This window comes from Bordetella sp. BOR01 (genome assembly GCF_019218885.1).
Taxonomy (GTDB): Bacteria; Pseudomonadota; Gammaproteobacteria; order Burkholderiales; family Burkholderiaceae_B; genus Bordetella_A.
In genome coordinates this window covers 89838-110738 of record NZ_JAHUWT010000004.1, presented here as the reverse complement: position 1 = coordinate 110738, position 20901 = coordinate 89838, and the positions used below count along the sequence as shown (strand labels likewise).

General features: G+C 63.9%; 18 protein-coding genes. 8 read left to right on the top strand and 10 right to left on the bottom strand.

Features of this window, described 5'->3' with window-relative positions; translation table 11 throughout:
* Positions 1 to 5: 5 nt before the first annotated feature.
* The 3 genes from KW845_RS22220 to aroG form a co-directional block, all read right to left on the bottom strand.
* The gene (locus KW845_RS22220; protein WP_218371551.1) at positions 6 to 1505 is read right to left on the bottom strand and encodes an FAD-linked oxidase C-terminal domain-containing protein; all 1500 of its coding nucleotides are present in this window, start codon (positions 1503 to 1505) and stop codon (positions 6 to 8) included.
* Between the two features lie 90 nt (positions 1506 to 1595).
* On the bottom strand, positions 1596 to 3005 hold the full coding sequence (locus KW845_RS22215; RefSeq protein ID WP_218371550.1) for an FAD-binding oxidoreductase: 1410 nt from the start codon (positions 3003 to 3005) through the stop codon (positions 1596 to 1598).
* A 113-nt stretch (positions 3006 to 3118) separates the two neighbouring features.
* The gene (gene aroG / locus KW845_RS22210; RefSeq protein ID WP_218371549.1) at positions 3119 to 4192 is read right to left on the bottom strand and encodes a 3-deoxy-7-phosphoheptulonate synthase AroG; all 1074 of its coding nucleotides are present in this window, start codon (positions 4190 to 4192) and stop codon (positions 3119 to 3121) included.
* Positions 4193 to 4480: 288 nt separating this feature from the next.
* On the opposite strand from aroG, the gene KW845_RS22205 reads away from it, so the two are divergent.
* The gene (locus KW845_RS22205; RefSeq protein WP_218371548.1) at positions 4481 to 5041 is read left to right on the top strand and encodes a M23 family metallopeptidase; all 561 of its coding nucleotides are present in this window, start codon (positions 4481 to 4483) and stop codon (positions 5039 to 5041) included.
* 54 nt (positions 5042 to 5095) lie between these two features.
* On the opposite strand, the gene tldD is transcribed toward KW845_RS22205, so the two are convergent.
* Together tldD and KW845_RS22195 are read right to left on the bottom strand one after the other, a co-directional pair.
* The gene (gene tldD / locus KW845_RS22200; RefSeq protein ID WP_218371547.1) at positions 5096 to 6556 is read right to left on the bottom strand and encodes a metalloprotease TldD; all 1461 of its coding nucleotides are present in this window, start codon (positions 6554 to 6556) and stop codon (positions 5096 to 5098) included.
* Between the two features lie 13 nt (positions 6557 to 6569).
* Positions 6570 to 7388, bottom strand: a complete 819-nt coding sequence (locus KW845_RS22195) for a carbon-nitrogen hydrolase family protein (protein ID WP_218371546.1) — start codon at positions 7386 to 7388, stop codon at positions 6570 to 6572.
* 136 nt (positions 7389 to 7524) lie between these two features.
* Between KW845_RS22195 and KW845_RS22190 the strand changes: the two genes are divergently transcribed.
* Complete coding sequence (locus tag KW845_RS22190) at positions 7525 to 7887, top strand: H-NS family nucleoid-associated regulatory protein (protein ID WP_218371545.1); 363 nt, start codon at positions 7525 to 7527, stop codon at positions 7885 to 7887.
* A 99-nt stretch (positions 7888 to 7986) separates the two neighbouring features.
* On the opposite strand, the gene KW845_RS22185 is transcribed toward KW845_RS22190, so the two are convergent.
* Positions 7987 to 8625 carry a DUF4136 domain-containing protein gene (locus tag KW845_RS22185; RefSeq protein WP_218371544.1) on the bottom strand — a complete coding sequence of 213 codons (639 nt, stop codon included), beginning with the start codon at positions 8623 to 8625 and terminating at the stop codon, positions 7987 to 7989.
* A 142-nt stretch (positions 8626 to 8767) separates the two neighbouring features.
* On the opposite strand from KW845_RS22185, the gene pepN reads away from it, so the two are divergent.
* Positions 8768 to 11473, top strand: a complete 2706-nt coding sequence (pepN, locus tag KW845_RS22180; protein ID WP_218371543.1) for an aminopeptidase N — start codon at positions 8768 to 8770, stop codon at positions 11471 to 11473.
* A 37-nt stretch (positions 11474 to 11510) separates the two neighbouring features.
* On the top strand, positions 11511 to 12530 hold the full coding sequence (locus KW845_RS22175; RefSeq protein WP_218371542.1) for a class 1 fructose-bisphosphatase: 1020 nt from the start codon (positions 11511 to 11513) through the stop codon (positions 12528 to 12530).
* A 57-nt stretch (positions 12531 to 12587) separates the two neighbouring features.
* On the opposite strand, the gene KW845_RS22170 is transcribed toward KW845_RS22175, so the two are convergent.
* From KW845_RS22170 to alaC, 4 genes are all read right to left on the bottom strand, one after another.
* A complete protein-coding gene (locus KW845_RS22170; RefSeq protein ID WP_218371541.1) occupies positions 12588 to 12809 on the bottom strand; it encodes a YgdI/YgdR family lipoprotein in 222 nt (73 codons plus the stop codon).
* 221 nt (positions 12810 to 13030) lie between these two features.
* The gene (gene thrC, locus KW845_RS22165; RefSeq protein ID WP_218371540.1) at positions 13031 to 14440 is read right to left on the bottom strand and encodes a threonine synthase; all 1410 of its coding nucleotides are present in this window, start codon (positions 14438 to 14440) and stop codon (positions 13031 to 13033) included.
* Positions 14441 to 14478: 38 nt separating this feature from the next.
* Positions 14479 to 15783: a homoserine dehydrogenase gene (locus tag KW845_RS22160; protein WP_218372133.1), complete on the bottom strand. Its 1305-nt coding sequence runs from the start codon at positions 15781 to 15783 to the stop codon at positions 14479 to 14481.
* Between the two features lie 124 nt (positions 15784 to 15907).
* Complete coding sequence (gene alaC, locus KW845_RS22155; RefSeq protein ID WP_218371539.1) at positions 15908 to 17095, bottom strand: alanine transaminase; 1188 nt, start codon at positions 17093 to 17095, stop codon at positions 15908 to 15910.
* Between the two features lie 184 nt (positions 17096 to 17279).
* Here alaC and KW845_RS22150 point away from each other — a divergent pair, with 184 nt between their 5' ends.
* The 4 genes from KW845_RS22150 to pdxA are packed head-to-tail and all read left to right on the top strand — an operon-like array spanning position 17280 to position 20895.
* A complete protein-coding gene (locus KW845_RS22150) occupies positions 17280 to 17738 on the top strand; it encodes an Mth938-like domain-containing protein (protein ID WP_218371538.1) in 459 nt (152 codons plus the stop codon).
* The gene (locus KW845_RS22145) at positions 17735 to 18199 is read left to right on the top strand and encodes a peroxiredoxin (RefSeq protein WP_218371537.1); all 465 of its coding nucleotides are present in this window, start codon (positions 17735 to 17737) and stop codon (positions 18197 to 18199) included. The genes KW845_RS22150 and KW845_RS22145 overlap by 4 nt, the downstream gene beginning before the upstream one ends.
* Before the next feature lie 57 nt (positions 18200 to 18256).
* A complete protein-coding gene (locus KW845_RS22140) occupies positions 18257 to 19915 on the top strand; it encodes a PhoH family protein (RefSeq protein ID WP_218371536.1) in 1659 nt (552 codons plus the stop codon).
* The gene (gene pdxA / locus KW845_RS22135) at positions 19915 to 20895 is read left to right on the top strand and encodes a 4-hydroxythreonine-4-phosphate dehydrogenase PdxA (protein WP_218371535.1); all 981 of its coding nucleotides are present in this window, start codon (positions 19915 to 19917) and stop codon (positions 20893 to 20895) included. Before KW845_RS22140 ends, pdxA begins: the two co-directional genes overlap by 1 nt.
* Positions 20896 to 20901 lie beyond the last annotated feature (6 nt).

The window sequence follows — 20901 nt, the reverse complement described above, 5'->3', positions numbered from 1 at the left end:
GCGCCTTAGAAGCGTGCCAGGTCGGGAAAGCTCAGCGCTCCGCCATGCACATGCATCTTGCCGTATTCGGCGCAGCGTGCCAGGGTGGGAATCACCTTCTCAGGATTCAACAGGCCCGGCGGATCGAACGCCCGCTTCACGGCAAGGAACGCGTCCAGCTCATCACGCGAAAATTGCACACACATTTGATTTATCTTCTCCATACCCACCCCGTGCTCACCAGTCAGGGTGCCTCCTACTTGCACGCACAGCTCAAGAATCGCTGCGCCGAATTTTTCCGCCCGCTCGACTTCGTCGGGCTTGTTCGAGTCGAACAGGATCAACGGATGCAGGTTGCCATCGCCCGCATGGAACACATTGGCGCAACGCAATCCGAATTCGTCTTCCATTTGCTCGATGGCACCCAGCACGCGCGCCAGATGACGGCGCGGGATCGTGCCGTCCATGCAGTAATAGTCGGGCGACACGCGCCCCGCGGCCGGAAACGCATTCTTGCGCCCGGCCCAGAACCTGAGCCGTTCGGCCTCGTCGCGCGAGACCTGCAGGCGCGTGGCGCCAGCCTTGCGGAACACGGCCTCCATGTGTTCGACCTCGTGCGCCACCTCTTCGACCGTGCCATCGGATTCGCACAGCAGGATAGCCTGCGCCGAGACGTCGTAGCCCGCGTTCACGAATGGCTCGACCATCTGCACCGCCTGACGGTCCATCATTTCGAGCCCGGCCGGAATGATCCCCGCCGCGATAATGTCGGTGACCGCCTGGCCGGCCGATTCGGCGCTGGAGAAACTGGCCATGACCACTTGCGCGCACGCCGGCTTGGGGATGAGCTTGACCATGATCTCGGTCACTACGCCCAGCATGCCTTCCGAGCCGACGAACACCGACAGCAAGTCCAGCCCGGGCGCGTCGGGCGCCTCGGACCCCAACTCGACAATATCGCCATCGATGGTGACCACACGTACGCGCAGCACGTTGTGCACCGTCAGGCCATACTTCAGGCAATGCACGCCTCCTGAGTTCTCGGCAACGTTGCCACCTATCGAACAGGCAATCTGGCTGGACGGATCGGGGGCGTAGTACAGGCCGTAAGGCGCAGCCGCTTCCGAAATGGCCAGGTTGCGCACACCCGGCTCGACCACCGCCATGCCGCTGGCCGGATCGATCTGCTTGATGCGATTGAATTTGGCCAGCCCCATCAATACACCCTGGGCGTGCGGCATCGCCCCGCCGGACAAGCCGGTACCGGCGCCGCGCGCCACCAGCGGCACGTTCAGGCGCTTGCACAGGCGCACGATGGCCACCACCTGCTCTTCGGTTTCAGGCAGGGCCACCACGGGAGGCAGCGCACGATACAGAGACAGGCCGTCGCACTCGTATGGGCGGGTATCTTCTTCGCGGTGCAGCACGCAATGTGCGGGCAGCACGCCATGCAGTGCGTCGATGACCTGGGTCGCGGAAAACGGCTGCTGAGCGTGACTGAGGTTCGGTTCGACCAATGAATTCATGAGCGCAACAATAGCGCGTGGCTATCTTTCCCGGCAGAGCGGATTTACCCGCACCCGCCGCCATCAAAACACCCCACGACGGACGTGGGTTTACCAGTTGATGATCTTGCCGGGGTTGAGGATGTTGTTCGGGTCGAACGCGTGTTTCAGGCTGCGCATCAGCGCCAGCGCGTCTTCACCGTGTTCTTCGGCCATGAACTGCATTTTGTGCAGGCCCACGCCATGCTCGCCGGTGCAGGTGCCATCGGCAGCAATGGCGCGCCGCACCAAATTGTGATTAATAGTTTCAGACTCTTTCCACTCGGCCTCATTGTCGGCATCCAGCAACATCAGCACATGGAAATTACCGTCGCCCACGTGGCCCACGACGGTGTATGGAAAGCTGGCGCGGTCGAGTTCATCGACTGTTTCGCGCACGCAATCGGCCAAACGGGAAATCGGCACGCAGACGTCGGTGGTGCTGGCGCGGCAGCCGGGCCGCAATTGCAGGCCGGCAAAATAGGCGTTATGGCGCGCGGCCCAGAGCCGGCTGCGATCTTCGGGGCGTTCCGCCCATTCGAAATCCATGCCACCGTGTTCGGCGGTAATACCCTGCACAGTCTCGGCCTGCTCTTGCACGCCGGCCGGGCTGCCGTGGAATTCGAACACAAGCATGGGCGTCTCGCGCAGCGTCAATTTGCTGTGCAGGTTCACGCTACGCACGGCAGCCGAGTCCATGAACTCGACACGCGCCACCGGCACACCCATCTGGATGATCTCGATGACGCTTTGCACCGCATCGCCCAGGGTAGCAAAATTGCACACCGCGGCCGAGACAGCCTCGGGCTGCGGATACAACCGCACCGTGACTTCGGTGATGATGCCCAGGGTACCTTCGCTGCCCACGAAGATGCGGGTCAGGTCGTACCCGGCCGCCGATTTACGGGCGCGTCCAGCGGTACGCACGATGCGGCCATCGGCCGTGACCACCGTCAGCGACATCACGTTTTCGCGCATGGTGCCGTAGCGCACGGCGTTGGTACCCGAGGCGCGCGTGGCGGCCATGCCGCCCAGGCTGGCGTCGGCGCCGGGATCGATGGGAAAGAACAGGCCCGTGTCGCGGATTTCTTCGTTGAGCTGCTTGCGGGTGACGCCGGCTTGCACCGTGGCGGTAAGGTCTTCGGCGTTGACCGCCAGCAGGCGGTTCATCTGCGACAGGTCGAGGCTGATCCCCCCCTGGATGGCCAGCAGGTGCCCTTCCAGCGACGACCCGGCGCCGTAGGGAATCAGCGGCACGCGGTGTTCGTTGCACAGGCGCGCCACGGCCGCCACTTCTTCGGTGCTGTGGGCGAACACCACGGCCTCGGGCAGCATCGGTGGATACGGCGATTCGTCGCGGCCGTGATGCTCGCGCACAGCCTGCGACACGGACAGGCGATCGGCGAACTGCGCGCGCAGGGCGTCCAGGCAGGCAGCGGGTACCGGGCGGCGCAGGGATTCGGCAGAGGCAGGAGCATTCATGGCGGCGTGAAAGCAAGCAAAGGACGAGAATCTTGCATTCTACGCCGGCAGCGGCACGAAGGCCGGGTTCGGGCTTGATGGACGATGAGGTGCTCGCGGCCCGATTATCCCCGCTACTTTCCTGCCGTCGCGGCCGCGCGGCGGCGTTCTTTGATGGCGCGAGCCAGGCGCTCGAGTACCTGCACGGAAGCGTCCCAGTCAATGCATCCGTCGGTGATGCTCTGCCCATACACCAAAGACTCGCCCGGCACCATGTCCTGGCGCCCGCCCAGCAGATGGCTTTCGACCATGACGCCCACGATGCGCGCATCGCCGGCCTCGACCTGGCTCGCCACATCGTCTATCACCAGCGGCTGGTTCTCGGGCTTCTTGCTGCTGTTGGCATGGCTGGCGTCGATCATCACGCGCTGCGCCAAGCCCGACTTGGCCATGTCCTGGCAAGCGGCCGCCACACTGGCCGCATCGTAGTTGGGCGCCTTGCCGCCACGCAGGATCACATGGCAGTCTTCATTGCCCGCGGTGGACACAATGGCGGAATGCCCGCCTTTGGTGACCGACAGAAAATGGTGCGGCTGCGACGCGGCCTTGATGGCATCGACGGCGATCTTCACGTTGCCGTCGGTGCCGTTCTTGAACCCCACGGGACACGACAGCCCGGAAGCCAGCTCGCGGTGAACCTGGCTTTCGGTCGTGCGCGCACCGATGGCGCCCCAGGACACCAGGTCGGCAATGTATTGCGGGGTGATCATGTCCAGGAACTCACAGCCGGCGGGCAAGCCCTGGCTGTTGATGTCCAGCAGCAGCTCGCGCGCCACGCGAATGCCGCGGTTGATATCGAAGCTGCCATCCAGGCCCGGGTCGTTGATCAGGCCTTTCCAACCCACCGTGGTGCGCGGCTTCTCGAAGTACACCCGCATCACGATTTCAAGTTCGCCCTGCAACCGGTCGCGCACCGGCTTGAGCCGGCTGGCGTATTCCAGCGCCGCCTTGGTGTCGTGGATCGAGCATGGCCCGATGACCACGATCATGCGATCGTCCATGCCGTGCAGGATGCGATGCATGCCCTGGCGCGCCGCGAAGACGGTTTCGGAAGCCTGCTGGGTGCAGGGAAACTCGCGCATCACATGCGAGGGCGGGTTCAGTTCTTTGATTTCGCGTATGCGAAGATCGTCGGTATTGTGCGACACGGTGTGGCTCCTGGGTTGCCCGCCAGGCTGACGGCACAAAAAAGCCGCCAGGGAGCTGGCGGCTTTTTCGAGGGATTCTCTACGGACTTCAGATTGAGCGCGTCCCTTCCTCCGCCAGCGGCTTCAGAAAACCATAAAAATAAAAATAAAAAGCGGGGGACGCGAATTTCATAACGAGAAACTCTAGCACAAAGCTACCAACGCGTCCACGGCTTTTGCTGGCAACTGAACCACTGCCCTTGAGCGGCATCCAATCAACAAGTAATAGCAAGTCATAGGCAATGAAAAATGACCGCCATCCCGACTGTCCTGCGCACCGTCGCACGCATTGCCGCCCGCCTGGCGTTGCTCGGCCTGCTTGGTGCTGGCGTCTGGTGGGGCTGGCCGCGCCTGCCCGATACCTGGCGGGCGCCCTGGCACGTGCTGCGGCTTTCCCTGCAGCCTATTCCCACTGCCTTGCCCGTACCGGTAGCGGGGGTCGCCCCGCGCCAATTGGCCGATACCTGGAAGGCAGCCCGTTCCGCCGGCCGGCAGCACGAAGGCATCGATATCTTCGCCGCGCGCCGCACCCCGGTGCTGTCGGCGACAGAAGGCGTGGTGACGCGCGTGGGCCGCAACACGCTGGGCGGCCAGGTAGTATGGGTACTGGGCCCCGGGCGGCAAATGCACTACTACGCGCACCTGGACGGATACGCCGACGTGGCACCGGGCGCCCTGGTCATGCCGGGCACGCCGCTGGGCTATGTCGGGAACACCGGCAATGCGCGCACGACCCCGCCGCACCTGCACTATGGCATCTACCAGGCCGGCGGCGCCATCAATCCCTATCCCCTGCTGCGCGCCCCGTAAAGCTGCGCGCCCCGGGAAAATATCGAGGCCATCGGAACGCGCCCAGGTGTCCGCTCAGGCCGTGCCGCCCACCGTCAGCCCATCCATGCGCACCGTGGGCATGCCCACGCCCACCGGTACGCTTTGGCCGTCTTTGCCGCAGGTGCCCACGCCCGAATCCAGTTGCAGGTCATTGCCGATCAGGCTGACGCGGTTCATCGCGTCAGGCCCGTTGCCGATCAGCGTCGCACCCTTGACCGGATAGGTGACCTTGCCGTTCTCGATCATGTAGGCCTCAGAGGCCGAGAAGACAAATTTGCCGTTGGTGATGTCGACCTGGCCGCCACCGAAATTTGCCGCGTAGACGCCGTGCTTGACCGAGGCGATGATTTCCTCGGGCGGCGTCTGGCCGGCGAGCATGTAGGTATTGGTCATGCGCGGCATGGGCAGATGGGCGAACGATTCGCGCCGCCCGTTGCCGGTAGCCGGCGTCTTCATCAATCGCGCATTCAGCGTGTCTTGCATATAGCCGCGCAGGATGCCGTCTTCGATCAGCACATTGCACTGCGTGGCATTGCCTTCGTCATCGATATTGAGCGACCCGCGGCGATCAGGCAGCGTGCCGTCATCGATGACGGTAACGCCCTTGGATGCCACGCGCTGACCGATACGGCCGGAAAACACACTGGACCCCTTGCGGTTGAAATCGCCCTCAAGGCCATGCCCCACGGCCTCGTGCAACAAGATGCCGGGCCAACCCGACCCCAGCACAACCGTCATCTCGCCGGCCGGCGCGGGGCGGGCGTCAAGGTTCACCATCGCCTCGTGCACAGCCCGCTCGACGTAGCCCTGCAGCATTTCGTCCGAGAAATAGGCCAGCCCCAGGCGCCCGCCCCCGCCCGCATGCCCCATTTCGCGGCGGCCGTTGCGCTCGGCGATCACGGTCAGCGACAGGCGCACCAACGGCCGTACGTCGGCGGCCAGGCGGCCATCGCTACCCGCCACCAGCACCACGTCGTATTCAGCGCCCAGCCCCGCCATCACCTGGATGACGTGCGGGTCGCGCGCCCGCGCCATGCGTTCGATCCGTTCCAGCAGCGCGACTTTCTCGGGCGCGCTCAGCGTGGCCAGCGGATCGAGATCGCCATACAGGCTGCGGCCGGCTTCCGGCGGCACCTGGGCAGCCACCTTGACCTTGCCCGCGCCACGGCGGGCGATACTGCGCACGGTGCGTGCCGACGACAACAGAGCCTCGGGCGACAGCGAATCGGAATACGCAAAGGCGGTTTTCTCGCCGCTGATGGCGCGTACCCCTACGCCTTGGCCGATTGAAAAACTGCCCGTCTTGACGATGCCTTCTTCCAGGCTCCAGCCTTCGCTGCGCGTGTACTGGAAATACAGGTCGGCATAATCGACCTTGTGGGTGAAGATTTCGCCCAGCGCGTGAGCCATATCGGCCTCGGTCAGGCCCCATGGGTCGAGCAGCAGCGATTTGGCGGTAGCCAGGGATTGAATATCGGGATCGATCAGATTCATGAAATTTCAGCCTTTACAGGACTCGATGACGCAATGCGGGCAGCGATGCGCGCACTTGCGCCAGGCGCTCAGGCTCTATGGTACCGCTGACCACGCCCGGCCCGTCGGCCAGGACCTCGACAATCTCGCCCCACGGGTCGACCAGCATGGAATGACCCCAGGTGCGCCGGCCGTTCGGGTGGTGCCCGCCCTGCGCCGCAGCCAATACGTAACATTGGTTCTCGATCGCGCGTGCCCGCAGCAGCAGTTCCCAGTGTGCCTTGCCTGTGGTGTATGTGAAGGCGGCCGGCACCAGAATCAAGTCCACCTGGCCCAAGGCCCGATACAACTCGGGAAACCGCAAGTCGTAGCATACTGACAGTCCCACCCTGCCCCATGGCGCGTCGAAGGCGCGCACCGAATCGCCGGGGCGGATGGCAATAGATTCATCGTAGGCCTCGGCCCCGCGCTGGAAATTGAATAAATGGATCTTGTCATAGCGCGCCACCGACTGCCCGTCGGGGCCATAGACAAAGGTCGTATTGAAGACCCGGCCCGGGTCGGGGCAAGCCAGCGGCAAGGTGCCGCCTGCCAGCCAGATACCGTGCCGCCGGGCCTGTGCCGACAGGAATTCCTGGATTGGCCCCACGCCGGGCTGTTCTTTTATTTCCAGTTTCTGAAGGTCGCCCTGCCCCATAAAGCAGAAATATTCAGGCAGGGAAATCAGGCGCGCACCCGAGGCAGCGGCCGCTTCGATTAATTCGCCGGCCTGCCGGAGATTATCCTGCACATCGGGGCTGGAAATCATCTGGATGGCAGCCACTGCCACTGAATTCGACCCGGAAATACCCATTTTTCGGCCCTCTGAAATGACGATTACGACTCATAATAATGAATCGATCGCATAATTTCTGTATTATGGTAAACACAGCCCTGACCGGGGCCAACTATGGCACCAGACCGCTCTTATTATTATCCAGGACTCTTCCATGCCTCGTGAAACCTACGCCGCCCTGCAGGCAAAAATAGAAAAAGAAATCAACAAACTGCAAAAGAAAGCAGAAGTTCTGCAGACCAAGCGCCGCAAGCCCGTTATTTCGTCGATTGTGGCGTCGATGCGTGAATACAATATTACCCCCGAAGAAATCATTGCCGCTTATGGCGGCACCCCCAAGGCGCCGCGCGCTTCAGCCGGCCGTAAATCCGCGCCGGTCGCCAAACGCCAGGTCGCACCCAAGTACCGCCATCCCAAAACCGGCGAAACCTGGAGCGGGCGCGGCAAAGCGCCGCGCTGGCTTACCGCCGAAGAGGCCGAAGGCAATAGCCGCGATACCTTCCTGATCGCCGAATAACGGCCACAGGAAATATCCGGCGATTTTGACCGATATTATTCCAATACGCGGACCGGCAATAAGAAAAGCCGGCCCCGTTTGGCGTTCCGTCGCGGCCGCCTAGCGGTTCAGCTGATATTCGACTTCGCGTTCCGAGCCATTATTGCCAGGAAAGCCGTCGAAGATCGCACGAACCAGATAGGGCATGGTGCGAACCAGGTCTTCCTGGCCGGTAACTATATAAGCGGTCGAGCGGTATACCTCGGCCCCATTGCGCTCGGTATCGTGGATTTGCACGCTGAGGCGGTTGCGATAAGCCACCGTCGGAACGTCGATCCAGTCGGGTCCCCAATATCCCATACCGCCGCCCCACCAGCGCGGGCCGTAAAAACCGCCAAACCCGCCATAAAAATACGGATCATAGGCGCGGCGCACCATCACCTGGGTTTGCTCGGACCCATACTTGAACGAAACCTTGAATCGCGCCGGCTGTCCGGGCTGCGCCTCGACCAGCCCGGTAGGCCCGATGCCGGCACGCATGGTGTCTTGGTAGGCCTGGTATTCCAGATTGCCGGCCTGGCCAGGAACCGAATCGACGAATCGGTACGTCTGGCCGACGACATCGGCTGGCCATTGCTGGAATGACGTCACGCGAGCCTGCACCGTGGGCGCGGCGCAGCCGGTCAATAACCCGGCCGACAATGCGACTGCGATGCCCGCCCATCGCCAAAGGCCGAGCCAGGATTGGGTTTGAAACATGGTGTTCTCCTGCGAGGGCGCCATCATACGTAGATTTCGACCACCCTGGCCGATGAAAGTTTTCAACCGGATATTTCCGCTGATATATGGCCGGCGGGGTACTACTACAATACGTCATTCCCTATTCTGGACTGATCCACGCATGCGCACCGAAACGCCTGTAACCGTATTTCGCAAGGATTATCAGCCCTATCCTTATGCCATTCCGGAACTGGCGCTGGCGTTCGAGCTGGACCCCGCGTCCACCCAGGTGCACAGCACGCTGCGCATCGAACGCAAGGCCGATGCGCCTGCCGAGGCGCCGTTGGTGCTGGACGGCATCGAACTGGAACTGGTGTCCCTGCAGGTGGATGGCCAGGCTTGGCCGGCCACGCGCTATACGCTGGACGACCATACCCTGACCCTGTCGGGCCTGCCGGCCCGCGCCACGATCGACATCGTCAGCCGCTGCCGGCCCAGCGCCAATTCGACGCTGATGGGCCTGTATGTGTCGGGCGGCAATTTCTTCACGCAATGCGAGGCCGAGGGCTTTCGGCGCATTACCTGGTTTGCCGACCGGCCCGACGTCATGTCGCGCTACCGCGTCACGTTGCGTGCCGCTCCCGACTATCCCGTGCTGCTGTCCAACGGCAACCTGTTGGCCACGCAAACCCTGCCCGACGGCCGCCAGGAAGCGCAATGGGAAGACCCGTTTCCCAAGCCCTGCTATCTGTTCGCGCTTGTGGCCGGACGCCTGACGCATCGGGAAACCACCGTGCAGACCGCCAGCGGGCGCCCGGTGCTGCTGCAGGTATACAGCGACCCCGGCTCGGAAGACCGCACCGAATGGGCGCTGGAATCGCTGGTGCGGGCGTTGCGGTGGGATGAAACCCGCTTTGGCCTGGAACTCGACCTGGACCGCTTCATGGTGGTCGCCGTGCGCGACTTCAATATGGGCGCCATGGAAAACAAAGGCCTGAACATTTTCAATGCGGCCTACGTGCTGGCCGACCCCCACACTGCCACCGATGCCAACTACGAGGGCATCGAGGCGGTCATCGGCCATGAATACTTCCACAACTGGACCGGCAACCGCGTCACTTGCCGCGACTGGTTCCAGCTCAGCCTGAAAGAAGGCCTGACCGTATTCCGCGACCAGGAATTCACCGCCGACATGATGGCGCGCGAACTCGATGCCGCCGCAGCCGCCAGCGCGCGCGCCGTCAAGCGCATCGACGATGTCGTCACCTTGCGCGCGGCCCAGTATCCGGAAGACGCCGGCCCGATGGCCCACCCGATCCGCCCCGAAAGCTATCAAGAGATTGGCAATTTCTACACCGCCACGGTGTATGAAAAAGGCGCCGAAGTGATCCGCATGCAGCACACCCTGCTGGGCGCGGAGGGCTTTCGCGCCGGCATGGACGAATACTTCCGGCGCCACGACGGCCAGGCCGTGACCTGCGACGACTTCGTGGCCGCCATGGAATCGGTATATGCACTCCAGCATCCCGGCCGCGACCTTGCCGTGTTTCGCCGCTGGTATCGCCAGGCCGGCACGCCGCGCGTGGCGGTGTCGTTGGCCTACGATGCCGCCGCCCGCCGTTGCACCGTCACCCTGACCCAGCGCTGCCCGGCGGTGGGCGTGGAAAAGCGCGCCGGCGACGGCTATGCCAAGGCCCCGTTCCACATTCCGTTTGCCTTGGGCCTGCTCGATCCGCAAGGCCGGACGTTGCCGCTGCGCCTGGCAGACGGTACGCAGGATACGGTGCTGCTCGAGTTGAACCAGGAAACCCAGCAATGGGTCTTCGAAGATATCCCCGCCCAGCCGGTGCCGTCATTGCTGCGCGGCTTTTCCGCACCCGTCATCGTCGAATACGACTGGAGCGATGCCGAGCTGGCCTTGCTGTCGGCCCACGACAACGATCCTTTCGCACGCTGGGAAGCCGGCCAGGAACTGGCAACCCGCCAGATCATGGCCCTGGCCGCACGACATCAGGCAGGCGCGCCCCTGATGGCCGACGCCGCCTTCATCCAGGCCTGGCAAGCCCTGCTGACCGACCCCGCGCTGGATGCCGGCTACCGCGCTCGGGCGCTGGCGTTGCCAACGGAAAAAACCCTGGCCGAGCGCATGGAAGCCATCGATCCGCCAGCCCTGTCGGCAGCGCGCGACTTCCTGCGCGCCGCCCTGGGCCGTGAACTGGCGGCCCAATGGCGTGCCGCGTTCGACGGCAACCAGACGCCCGGCGAGTACAGCCCGGCGCCCGGGCCGGCCGGGCGGCGTGCCCTCAAGAACCAGGCACTGGGCCATTTGATGGCCGCCGGCATCGATGGCGCGCAGGCCCTGGCCCAATCGCAGTTCGACCAGGCCGGCAACATGACCGACAGCCTGGCTGCGTTGTCCGCGCTGGTGAACTACGGCCAGCCCGATGTTGCCGCACGGGCGCTGGATGCCTTTTACAGCCGCTGGCAGAACGACCCGCTGGTCGTCGACAAATGGTTCACGCTGCAGGCCACGGCACACAGCACCGACATCGAGAGGGTGCGTGCCCTGATGGCGCACCCTGCCTTCACCTTGCGCAACCCCAATCGCGCCCGTGCACTGGTATTCCAGTTCTGCCTGAACAATGCACGCGGCCTGCATCGCCCCGATGGCGCGGGCTATGCCTACTGGGCCGAACAGGTACTGGCGCTGGATGCATTGAATCCGGAAATCGCCGCCCGGCTGGCGCGTGCGCTGGACAACTGGGGCCGCTTCGTACCGACGTTGCGCGCCCCCATGCAGGCCGCGCTGCAGCGCGTGCGCGACCATGCCGGCCTATCGCGCAACGTGCTTGAAATCGTATCCAAGGCGCTGGAATTCGCCGCTTGAATCCCGCGCCCTCATTCGCTGCTAACGGAGACCGCTCTTGAAACGCAAAACCCTTACTCAATACCTGGTCGAGCAGCAGCGCTCGGCCAGTGCCCTGGCCCCCGAAGTGCGGCTGCTGATCGAAGTCGTGGCGCGCGCCTGCAAGGCCATCAGCCATGCGGTCAGCAAAGGCGCGCTGGGCGGCGTGCTGGGCAGCCTCGAATCCGAGAACGTGCAGGGCGAGGTACAGAAAAAGCTCGACGTGCTGTCCAATGAAATCCTGCTCGAGGCCAACGAATGGGGCGGCCACCTGGCTGCGATGGCATCCGAGGAAATGGAAACCATCCACCTGATTCCGAACCGCTATCCCAAGGGCGAATACCTGCTGCTGTTCGATCCGCTGGACGGCTCGTCGAACATCGACGTCAATGTGTCGATCGGCACCATCTTCTCAGTGTTGCACGCGCCGCCCCGCGTGGCCGGCGCCGAAGTCTGCGAACAGGATTTCCTGCAGCCCGGCAGCCGGCAAGTGGCCGCCGGCTATGCCGTGTACGGCCCGCAGACCATGCTGGTGCTGACCATCGGCACTGGTGTGATGGGCTTTACGCTGGATCGCGAAATGGGTTCGTGGGTACTGACGCACGAACAGATCCGCGTGCCCGAAGACACCAAGGAATTTGCCATCAACATGTCGAACATGCGCCACTGGGCACCGCCGGTCAAGCGCTACATCGACGAATGCCTGGCCGGCAAGACCGGCCCGCTGGGCAAGGACTACAACATGCGCTGGATCGCCTCGATGGTGGCCGACGTGCATCGCATCCTGACCCGCGGCGGCATCTTCATGTATCCGTGGGACGCACGCGAACCTGGCAAGGCCGGCAAGCTGCGCCTGATGTACGAGGCCAATCCAATGAGCATGATCGTCGAACAGGCCGGCGGCGCGGCCATCGACGGCAAGCAGCGCATCCTGGACATCCAGCCCGAAAAGCTGCATCAGCGCGTCAGTGTGATCCTGGGCTCGAAGAATGAAGTCGAGCGGGTGGGACGCTATCACGCCGAGGAAAAAAGCGCCTGATTGCCATCAGGGCTGGTGCGGAGCGCCGGGCGCATTATGCGCCCGGCGCTGCCACGCTTACTTCACTTCCTCGATACTCTTCACGTCGTCCTTGTTGACCTGGACTTTCTGGCCGTCTTTCTCGTATTCGTAGAAGCCTGTGTCTTCGTTGTATTGCGGTTTGTCGGCGGTGAAAACCTGGCTGCCGTCCCGCGTATGTACGGTAGAAGGCGTCGAGCAGCCTGCCAGTACGCCGACTCCGGTCACTATCAAGGCGAGCGTCGTGGTCTTCAGGTTCATGGGGCGTTTCTCCGTCAGTCTTGAATGAGTTTTCACTGTAGGCCCGGGCCTCCCCCCATTCGGTGACGGGATGTCGTCAAAATGCATAAGTCTGTAATGACACGGCCATACAGGCGGCCATGCCCGATGCAGACGCGCTGCCCCCTGCCGGTACACCCCAAAGCAAAACCCCGGCCTATCCTGGCCGGGGTGCTGCCACCGTAAACACGCAGCAATGAAGCTTACACTTTGGCATTGGCCTCGATGTGGCGCCGTACCAACTGTGCGTCGCAATCCATTACGGTGACGCGTTGCGGCAGCGACTCAAGATTGGCCAATGCGGGCGGCGGCGTGACTGGCTTGCCCAGCGCCGCTTCGATGGTGTCCGAGAACTTGGCCGGCAAGGCCGTTTCCAGCACCAGCATCGGCACACCGGGCTCGATGAATTCGCGCGCCACTTTCACGCCGTCGGCCGTATGCGGATCAACTAGTACGCCCGTGGCGTCATAGGTGCCGCGAATCACGGCGAGGCGATCCGCATGGGTGCTGGTGCCCGCCACAAAACCGTATTGCGATTCGAATGCCGGCTTCAAGGCCGACAAGTCGAAGTAGCCCTTGCGTGCCAGATCGGCCCACAACGCCTTCACCCGTTGCGGATCGCGGCCCGTCAGGTCGTAGACAAAACGCTCGAAGTTCGATGCGCGCGAGATGTCCATGGATGGGCTGGACGTGGCATAGGTATGCTCGGCGCCACGCGGCCGGTAAATGCCGGTGCGGAAGAACTCTTCCAGCACATTGTTCTCGTTGGTGGCCAGCACCAGCCGGCGCACCGGCAGGCCCATGGCGCGGGCGATATGGCCCGACAGGATATTGCCGAAATTGCCGGACGGCACCGCAAACGACACCTGCTGGCCGGGGCCCGATGTGGCCCGCAGCCAGCCATGGAAGTAGTACACCACTTGCGCCGCGATGCGGGCCCAGTTGATGGAGTTCACTGCGCCGATGCGATAGCGGGCCTTGAAGTCGAGATCGCCCGCCAATGCCTTGACGATATCCTGGGCTTCGTCGAACACGCCGTGCACGGCAATGTTGTGGATGTTCGGGTCTTGCAGCGAGTACATCTGCGCCCGCTGGAACGTGCTCATGCGGCCATGCGGCGACAGCATGAACACGGCCACGCCCTGTTTGCCGCGCAACGCGTATTCAGCCGCCGAGCCGGTATCGCCCGAGGTGGCCCCCAGGATGTTCAACGTGGTGCCACGCTGCGTCAGCACGTATTCGAAGACCTGGCCCAGGAACTGCATGGCCATGTCCTTGAAGGCCAGCGTCGGGCCTTCGGACAGGCCCAGCAACTGCAGCCCGCCATCCAGGGGCCGCAAGGGCACGATGTCTTCGCTGTTGAATATGCCCTGCCGATACGCCGCGCGCGTCAGCCGGCGCAGATCGTCGGCCGGGATATCGGTGGCGAAGCGCGACAAGACCTCGAAAGCCAGGTCGGCATACGACAGGCCGCGCCAGCTTTCGAGCGTATCGGCCGCCACCTGCGGCAAGGCTTCCGGTACGGCCAACCCGCCGTCGGGCGCCAGGCCCTCGAGCAGGATGTCGCTGAATGCTTGCGGGGCCATGCCTCCGCGAGTAGAGATGTATTTCATGTCAGTCCGTATTCATGCATGCCGGCGCCGGCAGGCGCTTATGCCAAGGTCTCGACACGCAGGCGCGTGACGCTGGAACGCACGAATGGCAATTGCTCGATGCTGCGGATGGCCAGGTCGACATTGCCCTCGACAGCCTGATGCGTCAGGAAGATGATGTCGGCGCCGCCGATATGCGAGGGCTGCTGGATCATCGAGCCGATGGAAATGCCGCGTTCAGCCAGTTCGCGAGCGATGTCGGCCAGCACGCCGGGCTGGTCGTCCACGCGCAAGCGCAAGTAGTACGAGGTGCTGATCTTGTCGATCGGCAGGATCGCCAGGTCGGACAGCGCATCGGGCTGGAACGCCAGGTGCGGCACGCGATTGCCGGGGTCTGCCGTGTGCAGGCGGGTAACATCGACCAGGTCGGCCACCACGGCCGACGCGGTGGGCTCTTCGCCCGCGCCCTGCCCGTAGTACAGGGTCGGGCCGACAGCGTCGCCGCGCACCAGCACGGCGTTCATGGCGCCTTCGACGTTGGCCAGCAGGCGCTCGGCCGGCACCAGGGCCGGATGCACGCGCAATTCGATGCCGTCGGTACGGCGCTTGGTGATGCCCAGCAGCTTGATGCGGTAGCCCAGGCGTTCGGCATGGGCGATATCTTCCTGGGCCAGATTCGAGATGCCTTCGATATAGGCCTTTTCGAACTGGACCGGCACGCCGAAGGCCAACGAGGCCAACAGCGTGAGCTTGTGCGCCGCGTCCACGCCTTCGACGTCGAAGGTAGGGTCGGCTTCGGCATAACCCAGGCGCTGCGCCTCGGCCAGCACCTCGGCAAACGGCAGGCCGCGCGAACGCATCTCGGACAGGATGAAGTTGGTGGTGCCGTTGATGATGCCGGCCACCCACTCGATGCGATTGGCGGTCAGGCCTTCGCGTATGGCCTTGATGATGGGAATGCCGCCCGCGACGGCCGCCTCGAAGGCCACCATCACGCCCTGTGCCGATGCCGCGGCGAAGATCTGGTTGCCATGCTTGGCCAACAGTGCCTTGTTGGCAGTGACCACATGCTTGCCATGCGCAATGGCTTCCAGCACCAGTTCGCGCGCGAGGGTGTCGCCTCCGATGAGCTCGACCACGATATCGATCTCGGGGTCGCGCACCAGCGCATGCACATCGGTATCGACCTCGACCGCATCGCCGACACGGCTGCGCGCCTTGGCCACGTCGCGAACCGCGACACGACTGACTTCGATGCGCCGGCCGGCGCGGCGGGCGATTTCCTCGGCGTTGCGGGACAGCACGCTCCAGGTGCCGCCACCCACCACGCCCAGGCCCAGCAGGCCGATCTTGATGGGCTTGATGTCGGCAGCCGGCCGGGAGGCATCCGCGGCGGGCAGCGAATGCAGCGTACGTGTAGCGTTTGTCATATCAGGTATCCAGAGTGCGACGCCCCGTCTGCGGCGCGTAAATCAGCAAAAGCCAAGGTCATTTCAGCAGGCCGTCCTTGCGGAACATGTCTTTGATGCCGCGCACGGCCTGGCGCGTGCGCTGTTCGTTTTCGATCAGGGCGAAACGTACGTATTCGTCGCCGTATTCGCCAAAACCGATGCCTGGCGACACGGCCACCTTGGCATCGGACAGCACCCGCTTGGCGAACTCCAGCGAACCCATGGCGCGATACGGTTCGGGAATCTGCGCCCAGATGTACATGGACGCCTTGGGGATCTCGACGTTCCAGCCGGCCTCGTGCAGGCCGCGCGCCAGCACGTCGCGGCGGCTGCGGTACTGCTCGACGACCTCGTTCACGCATTCTTGCGGGCCGTCGAGCGCGGCGATGGACGCCACCTGTATCGGCGTGAACGTACCGTAGTCGTGGTAGCTCTTGATGCGCGCCAGCGCATTGACCAGTTCGCGGTTGCCCACCATGTAGCCGATGCGCCATCCAGCCATGTTGTAGCTCTTGCTCATGGTGAAGAACTCGACGGCCACGTCGCGCGCACCCGGCACTTGCATGATGGACGGCGCCACGTAGCCGTCGAAACAGATGTCGGCGTAGGCCAGGTCGTGCACCACCAGGATGTCATGCTCTTTGGCCAGCGCCACCACCCGCTCGAAGAACGACAGGTCGACGCATTGCGCCGTGGGATTGCTGGGAAAGCCCAGGATCATCATCTTGGGCTTGGGAATCGACTCGCGCACCGCGCGCTCGAGCTCTTCGAAGAAATCGACGCCCGGCGTCATGCGCACGGAACGGATGTTGGCGCCGGCGATGACCGCCCCATAGATATGGATGGGGTAGCTGGGGTTGGGCACCAGCACCGTATCGCCGCGGTCGAGCGTGGCCAGCATCAAGTGGGCCAGGCCTTCTTTCGAGCCGATGGTGACGATGGCCTCGCTGTCGGGGTCGAACTCGACCGCATAGCGGCGCTGGTACCAGTCGCAGATGGCCTTGCGCAGGCGCGGGATGCCCTTGGACACCGAATAGCCGTGGGTGGTGGGCCGGGTCGAGGCCTCGACCAGCTTGTCGACGATGTGCTTGGGCGTGGGGCCGTCGGGGTTGCCCATGGACATGTCGATGATGTCCTCTCCGCGCCGCCGGGCGGCCATCTTGAGCTCGCCGGTAATATTGAACACGTACGGGGGCAGACGCTCGATGCGGGAGAACTTCCTCATGGGATGATCCTTGATTAAGGCGGAGGTGACAAAAAGAGGTTTGCGGTGCAGCAAAACTTAGTAATCTAGCGCAAGCGGGCGCGGGCGGCAAATGGGTATATTCCGTCCCCGTTGCCCGTGGATACCCTGCAACATGGCCTCATTCTGATGCGCTATGATCGGAATCATAAAGCCGGAGTTTTTATTGAAGCTGCACACCGACCCTGCATCGGCCCTCAATACCGTTACCGCCTACGGTGACGGCTATATCGAGGTGAACCAGGTACGATTTTCCCACGCGATCGCCTTCGGTCCCGAAGGCCCCGTCGCCGAATGGCCGGTCCGGGCCGCCACCGACATCACTTCATCGCTGCTGCGGCAGGCTGCCGGGCTGTCCGAGGCCCCGCGCGACCCCATGGCGTTCCTGGACACCCCCGAGACGGCCGCCCCAGCCACCGGGCCAGGCCCGGAAGTGCTGCTGGTGGGCACCGGCAGCCGCCAGAGGCTGCTGCCCCAGGACGTGCTGCGCCCCCTGCTGGCGGCCGGCGTCGGTGTCGAGGTCATGGACACCCAGGCGGCCGCCCGCACCTACAACATCCTGATGGCAGAAGGCCGGCGTGTCATCGTCGCGCTGTTGCCTACCCAAGGAGATCCCCCCGCATGACGCCGCACATAGGCAAACCCGCCCCGCAGTTCACCGCCGAAAGCACCATCGGCCCCATCAGCCTGGAACAATGCCAGGGCCGTGCCGTGGTGCTGTACTTCTACCCCAAGGACAACACCCCGGGTTGCACCACCGAAAGCCAGGATTTCCGCGACCTGCATGCCGACTTCCTGTCGGCGGGCGCGGTCGTGGTGGGCATCTCGCGCGATTCGCTGAAGTCGCACGAGAATTTTCAGACCAAGTACCAGCTACCCTTCCCTCTCATCTCTGACACGGACGAAACGGTATGTAATCTGTACGGCGTCATCAAGCAGAAGAATATGTACGGTAAACAGGTACGCGGCATCGAGCGCAGCACGTTTCTGATCGATGCCTATGGCAGGCTGGTGCAGGAATGGCGTGGGGTCAAGGTGCCGAACCACGCCAGCGAAGTGCTGCAGGCAGCCCGCAGTATCGGTTGAGCCCGTACTGGAATCATTGTCAGGCGCTATAGCCGGCCCCACAGGAGAATCACCTATATGCCGCTACCGAAGTTGCCCTCCCGACCCGCAGCCATCCTGACATTCCCCTCGGGCGAAGCCGCCCGAAGCAAGACCCGGCCACCAGCCAAAACGGCCGCTCCGGCCGCACCCGCGGCCCCTGTTAGCACTGTCAAGCCCTTGACGGTGCAACCCGAGCTCGACGGCCTGAAGCCACAGGCAGCGGGCGCCGCCGCGCCCGCCCCGGCGCCCGTCGCCGCGGTGCGTCCGGCCAGGCCGGCGGCAGCGGCGCGCAAACCCAAGACACGTGCCGAGCATGCCGCGCGCAAGCTGTTCGTGCTTGATACCAACGTGCTGCTGCACGACCCGAGTTCGCTGTTCCGCTTCGAAGAACACGACATTTTCCTGCCCATGATGACGCTGGAAGAACTCGATCACCAGAAAAAGGGCATGTCGGAAGTGGCGCGCAATGCGCGCCAGGTCAGCCGTTCGCTGGATGCGCTGGTACACGATGCCCAGCAGCTCGACGACGGCCTGGAACTGAGTGCGCTGGGCAATAAAGACGCCACCGGCCGCCTGATGTTCCAGACCACGGCCATCCATAGCACCCTGCCCTCGGACCTGCCCATGGGCAAGGCCGACAACCAGATCCTGGGCGTGGTGCGCGCCCTGCAGGAAAAATTCCCGCAGCGCGAAGTCGTGCTGGTGTCCAAGGACATCAACATGCGCCTGAAGGCCCGCACGCTGGGCATGGCGGCCGAAGACTACTACAACGACCACGTCCTGGAAGATACCGACCTGATGTATTCGGGCGTGATGCAGTTGCCCGAAGACTTCTGGAACCGCCACGGCAAGGACGTCGAGTCCTGGCAGCAAGGCGGCACGACGTTCTACCGCGTGCATGGCCCGCTGTGCTCGCAGTTCATGGTCAACCAGTTCGTGTATTTCGAAGGCCAGATGCCGCTGTATGCGCAAGTGCGCGAAGTCAGCGGCAAGACGGCGGTGCTGGCCACGCTGCGCGACTACACCCATGGCAAGAATAATGTGTGGGGCATCACCGCGCGCAACCGCGAGCAGAACTTCGCCCTGAACCTGCTGATGAATCCCGATTGCGACTTCGTGTCGCTGCTGGGCCAGGCCGGTACCGGCAAGACCCTGCTGGCCCTGGCGGCCGGCATCACCCAGGTGCTGGAAACCAAGCGCTATACCGAGATCATCATGACGCGCGTCACGGTGCCGGTGGGCGAAGACATCGGTTTCTTGCCGGGCACCGAAGAAGAGAAAATGCTGCCCTGGATGGGCGCGCTGGAAGACAACCTGGACGTGCTCAACATGGGCGATGGCGACGGCGGCGACTGGGGCCGCGCCGCCACCATGGACCTGATCCGCTCGCGCATCAAGGTGAAGTCGCTGAACTTCATGCGCGGCCGCACGTTCCTGAACAAGTACCTGATCATCGACGAGGCGCAGAACCTGACGCCCAAGCAGATGAAGACCCTGGTTACCCGGGCCGGCCCGGGCACCAAGGTGGTGTGCCTGGGCAACGTCGCGCAGATCGATACCCCCTACCTGACTGAAGGCAGTTCGGGCCTGACCTTCGTGGTGGACCGGTTCAAGGGCTGGCCGCACGCCGGTCACGTGACGCTGCAACGCGGCGAACGTTCACGCCTGGCCGACTACGCGGGCGACGTCCTGTAATGCGCGAGCCTGTGCCGGTAGGCATCACCATGGGCGATGCCGCCGGCATCGGCCCGGAGATTATCGTCAAGGCCTGCGCACAGGGCCTGAAGGCCCCCGCGGTGGTCTACGGCGACGCCGGCGCCATGCGGCGCGCAGCCGCCTTGCTGGGCGCACGGCTGGACATCGCCGAAATCGTCGATGCCAGCCAGGCCCAGGGCGGGCCGGGCCGTATCGAGGTCATATCCTGTACCCCGCCCTTGCCGGCCGACCTGCCGGTGGGGCGCGCCAGCGCGGCCGCGGGCCAGGCCGCCTACGATTACCTGTGCGCAGCCATCGACGAGGCCCAGGCCGGACGCATCCGCGCCATTGTCACTGCGCCGCTGAGCAAGCATTCGATGCACCTGGCCGGCATCGACCAGCCGGGCCATACCGAAATCCTGGCCGAACGGTCGCACACGGCCGATTTCGCCATGATGCTGGCCAACGACGAACTGCGCGTGTTGCTGGTCACCATCCACATGGCGCTGGCGGACGTACCGGCGGCCATTACGCCGCAGGCCGAGGCGCGCGCCATCCGGCTGGCCGACCGCGCCTGCCGCCAGATGGGTATCGAGCGGCCCCGTATCGCGGTAGCCGGGTTGAATCCCCACGCGGGCGAAGATGGCAAGTTCGGACGCGAAGACCTGGACATTATCGCCCCGGCCATCGCCCAGGCACACGCCGATGGACTGGATGCATCCGGCCCCTGGCCTGGCGATACGATTTTCATGCGTGCGCGGCGCGGCGAATTCGACATCGTGGTGGCGCAATACCACGACCAGGGCCTGATTCCGGTGAAATACCTGGGTGTGGACCAGGGGGTCAACGTCACGGTAGGCCTGCCCTTCGTGCGCACCAGCGTCGACCACGGCACGGCGTTCGATATCGCCTGGAAAGGCGTGGCCGACCACGCATCGCTGGTGGCCGCCTTCGATCTGGCGCTGGCCATGACGCCTTAGTCTTGG

Excerpts from the sequence above, each read along its gene's own strand:
- KW845_RS22220 (WP_218371551.1), bottom strand. The coding sequence starts at position 1,505 with ATGAATTCATTGGTCGAACCGAACCTCAGTCACGCTCAGCAGCCGTTT.
- KW845_RS22215 (WP_218371550.1), bottom strand. The coding sequence starts at position 3,005 with ATGAATGCTCCTGCCTCTGCCGAATCCCTGCGCCGCCCGGTACCCGCT.
- KW845_RS22205 (WP_218371548.1), top strand. The coding sequence starts at position 4,481 with ATGACCGCCATCCCGACTGTCCTGCGCACCGTCGCACGCATTGCCGCC.
- tldD (WP_218371547.1), bottom strand. The coding sequence starts at position 6,556 with ATGAATCTGATCGATCCCGATATTCAATCCCTGGCTACCGCCAAATCG.
- KW845_RS22195 (WP_218371546.1), bottom strand. The coding sequence starts at position 7,388 with ATGGGTATTTCCGGGTCGAATTCAGTGGCAGTGGCTGCCATCCAGATG.
- KW845_RS22190 (WP_218371545.1), top strand. The coding sequence starts at position 7,525 with ATGCCTCGTGAAACCTACGCCGCCCTGCAGGCAAAAATAGAAAAAGAA.
- KW845_RS22185 (WP_218371544.1), bottom strand. The coding sequence starts at position 8,625 with ATGTTTCAAACCCAATCCTGGCTCGGCCTTTGGCGATGGGCGGGCATC.
- pepN (WP_218371543.1), top strand. The coding sequence starts at position 8,768 with ATGCGCACCGAAACGCCTGTAACCGTATTTCGCAAGGATTATCAGCCC.
- KW845_RS22170 (WP_218371541.1), bottom strand. The coding sequence starts at position 12,809 with ATGAACCTGAAGACCACGACGCTCGCCTTGATAGTGACCGGAGTCGGC.
- thrC (WP_218371540.1), bottom strand. The coding sequence starts at position 14,440 with ATGAAATACATCTCTACTCGCGGAGGCATGGCCCCGCAAGCATTCAGC.
- alaC (WP_218371539.1), bottom strand. The coding sequence starts at position 17,095 with ATGAGGAAGTTCTCCCGCATCGAGCGTCTGCCCCCGTACGTGTTCAAT.
- KW845_RS22145 (WP_218371537.1), top strand. The coding sequence starts at position 17,735 with ATGACGCCGCACATAGGCAAACCCGCCCCGCAGTTCACCGCCGAAAGC.
- KW845_RS22140 (WP_218371536.1), top strand. The coding sequence starts at position 18,257 with ATGCCGCTACCGAAGTTGCCCTCCCGACCCGCAGCCATCCTGACATTC.
- pdxA (WP_218371535.1), top strand. The coding sequence starts at position 19,915 with ATGCGCGAGCCTGTGCCGGTAGGCATCACCATGGGCGATGCCGCCGGC.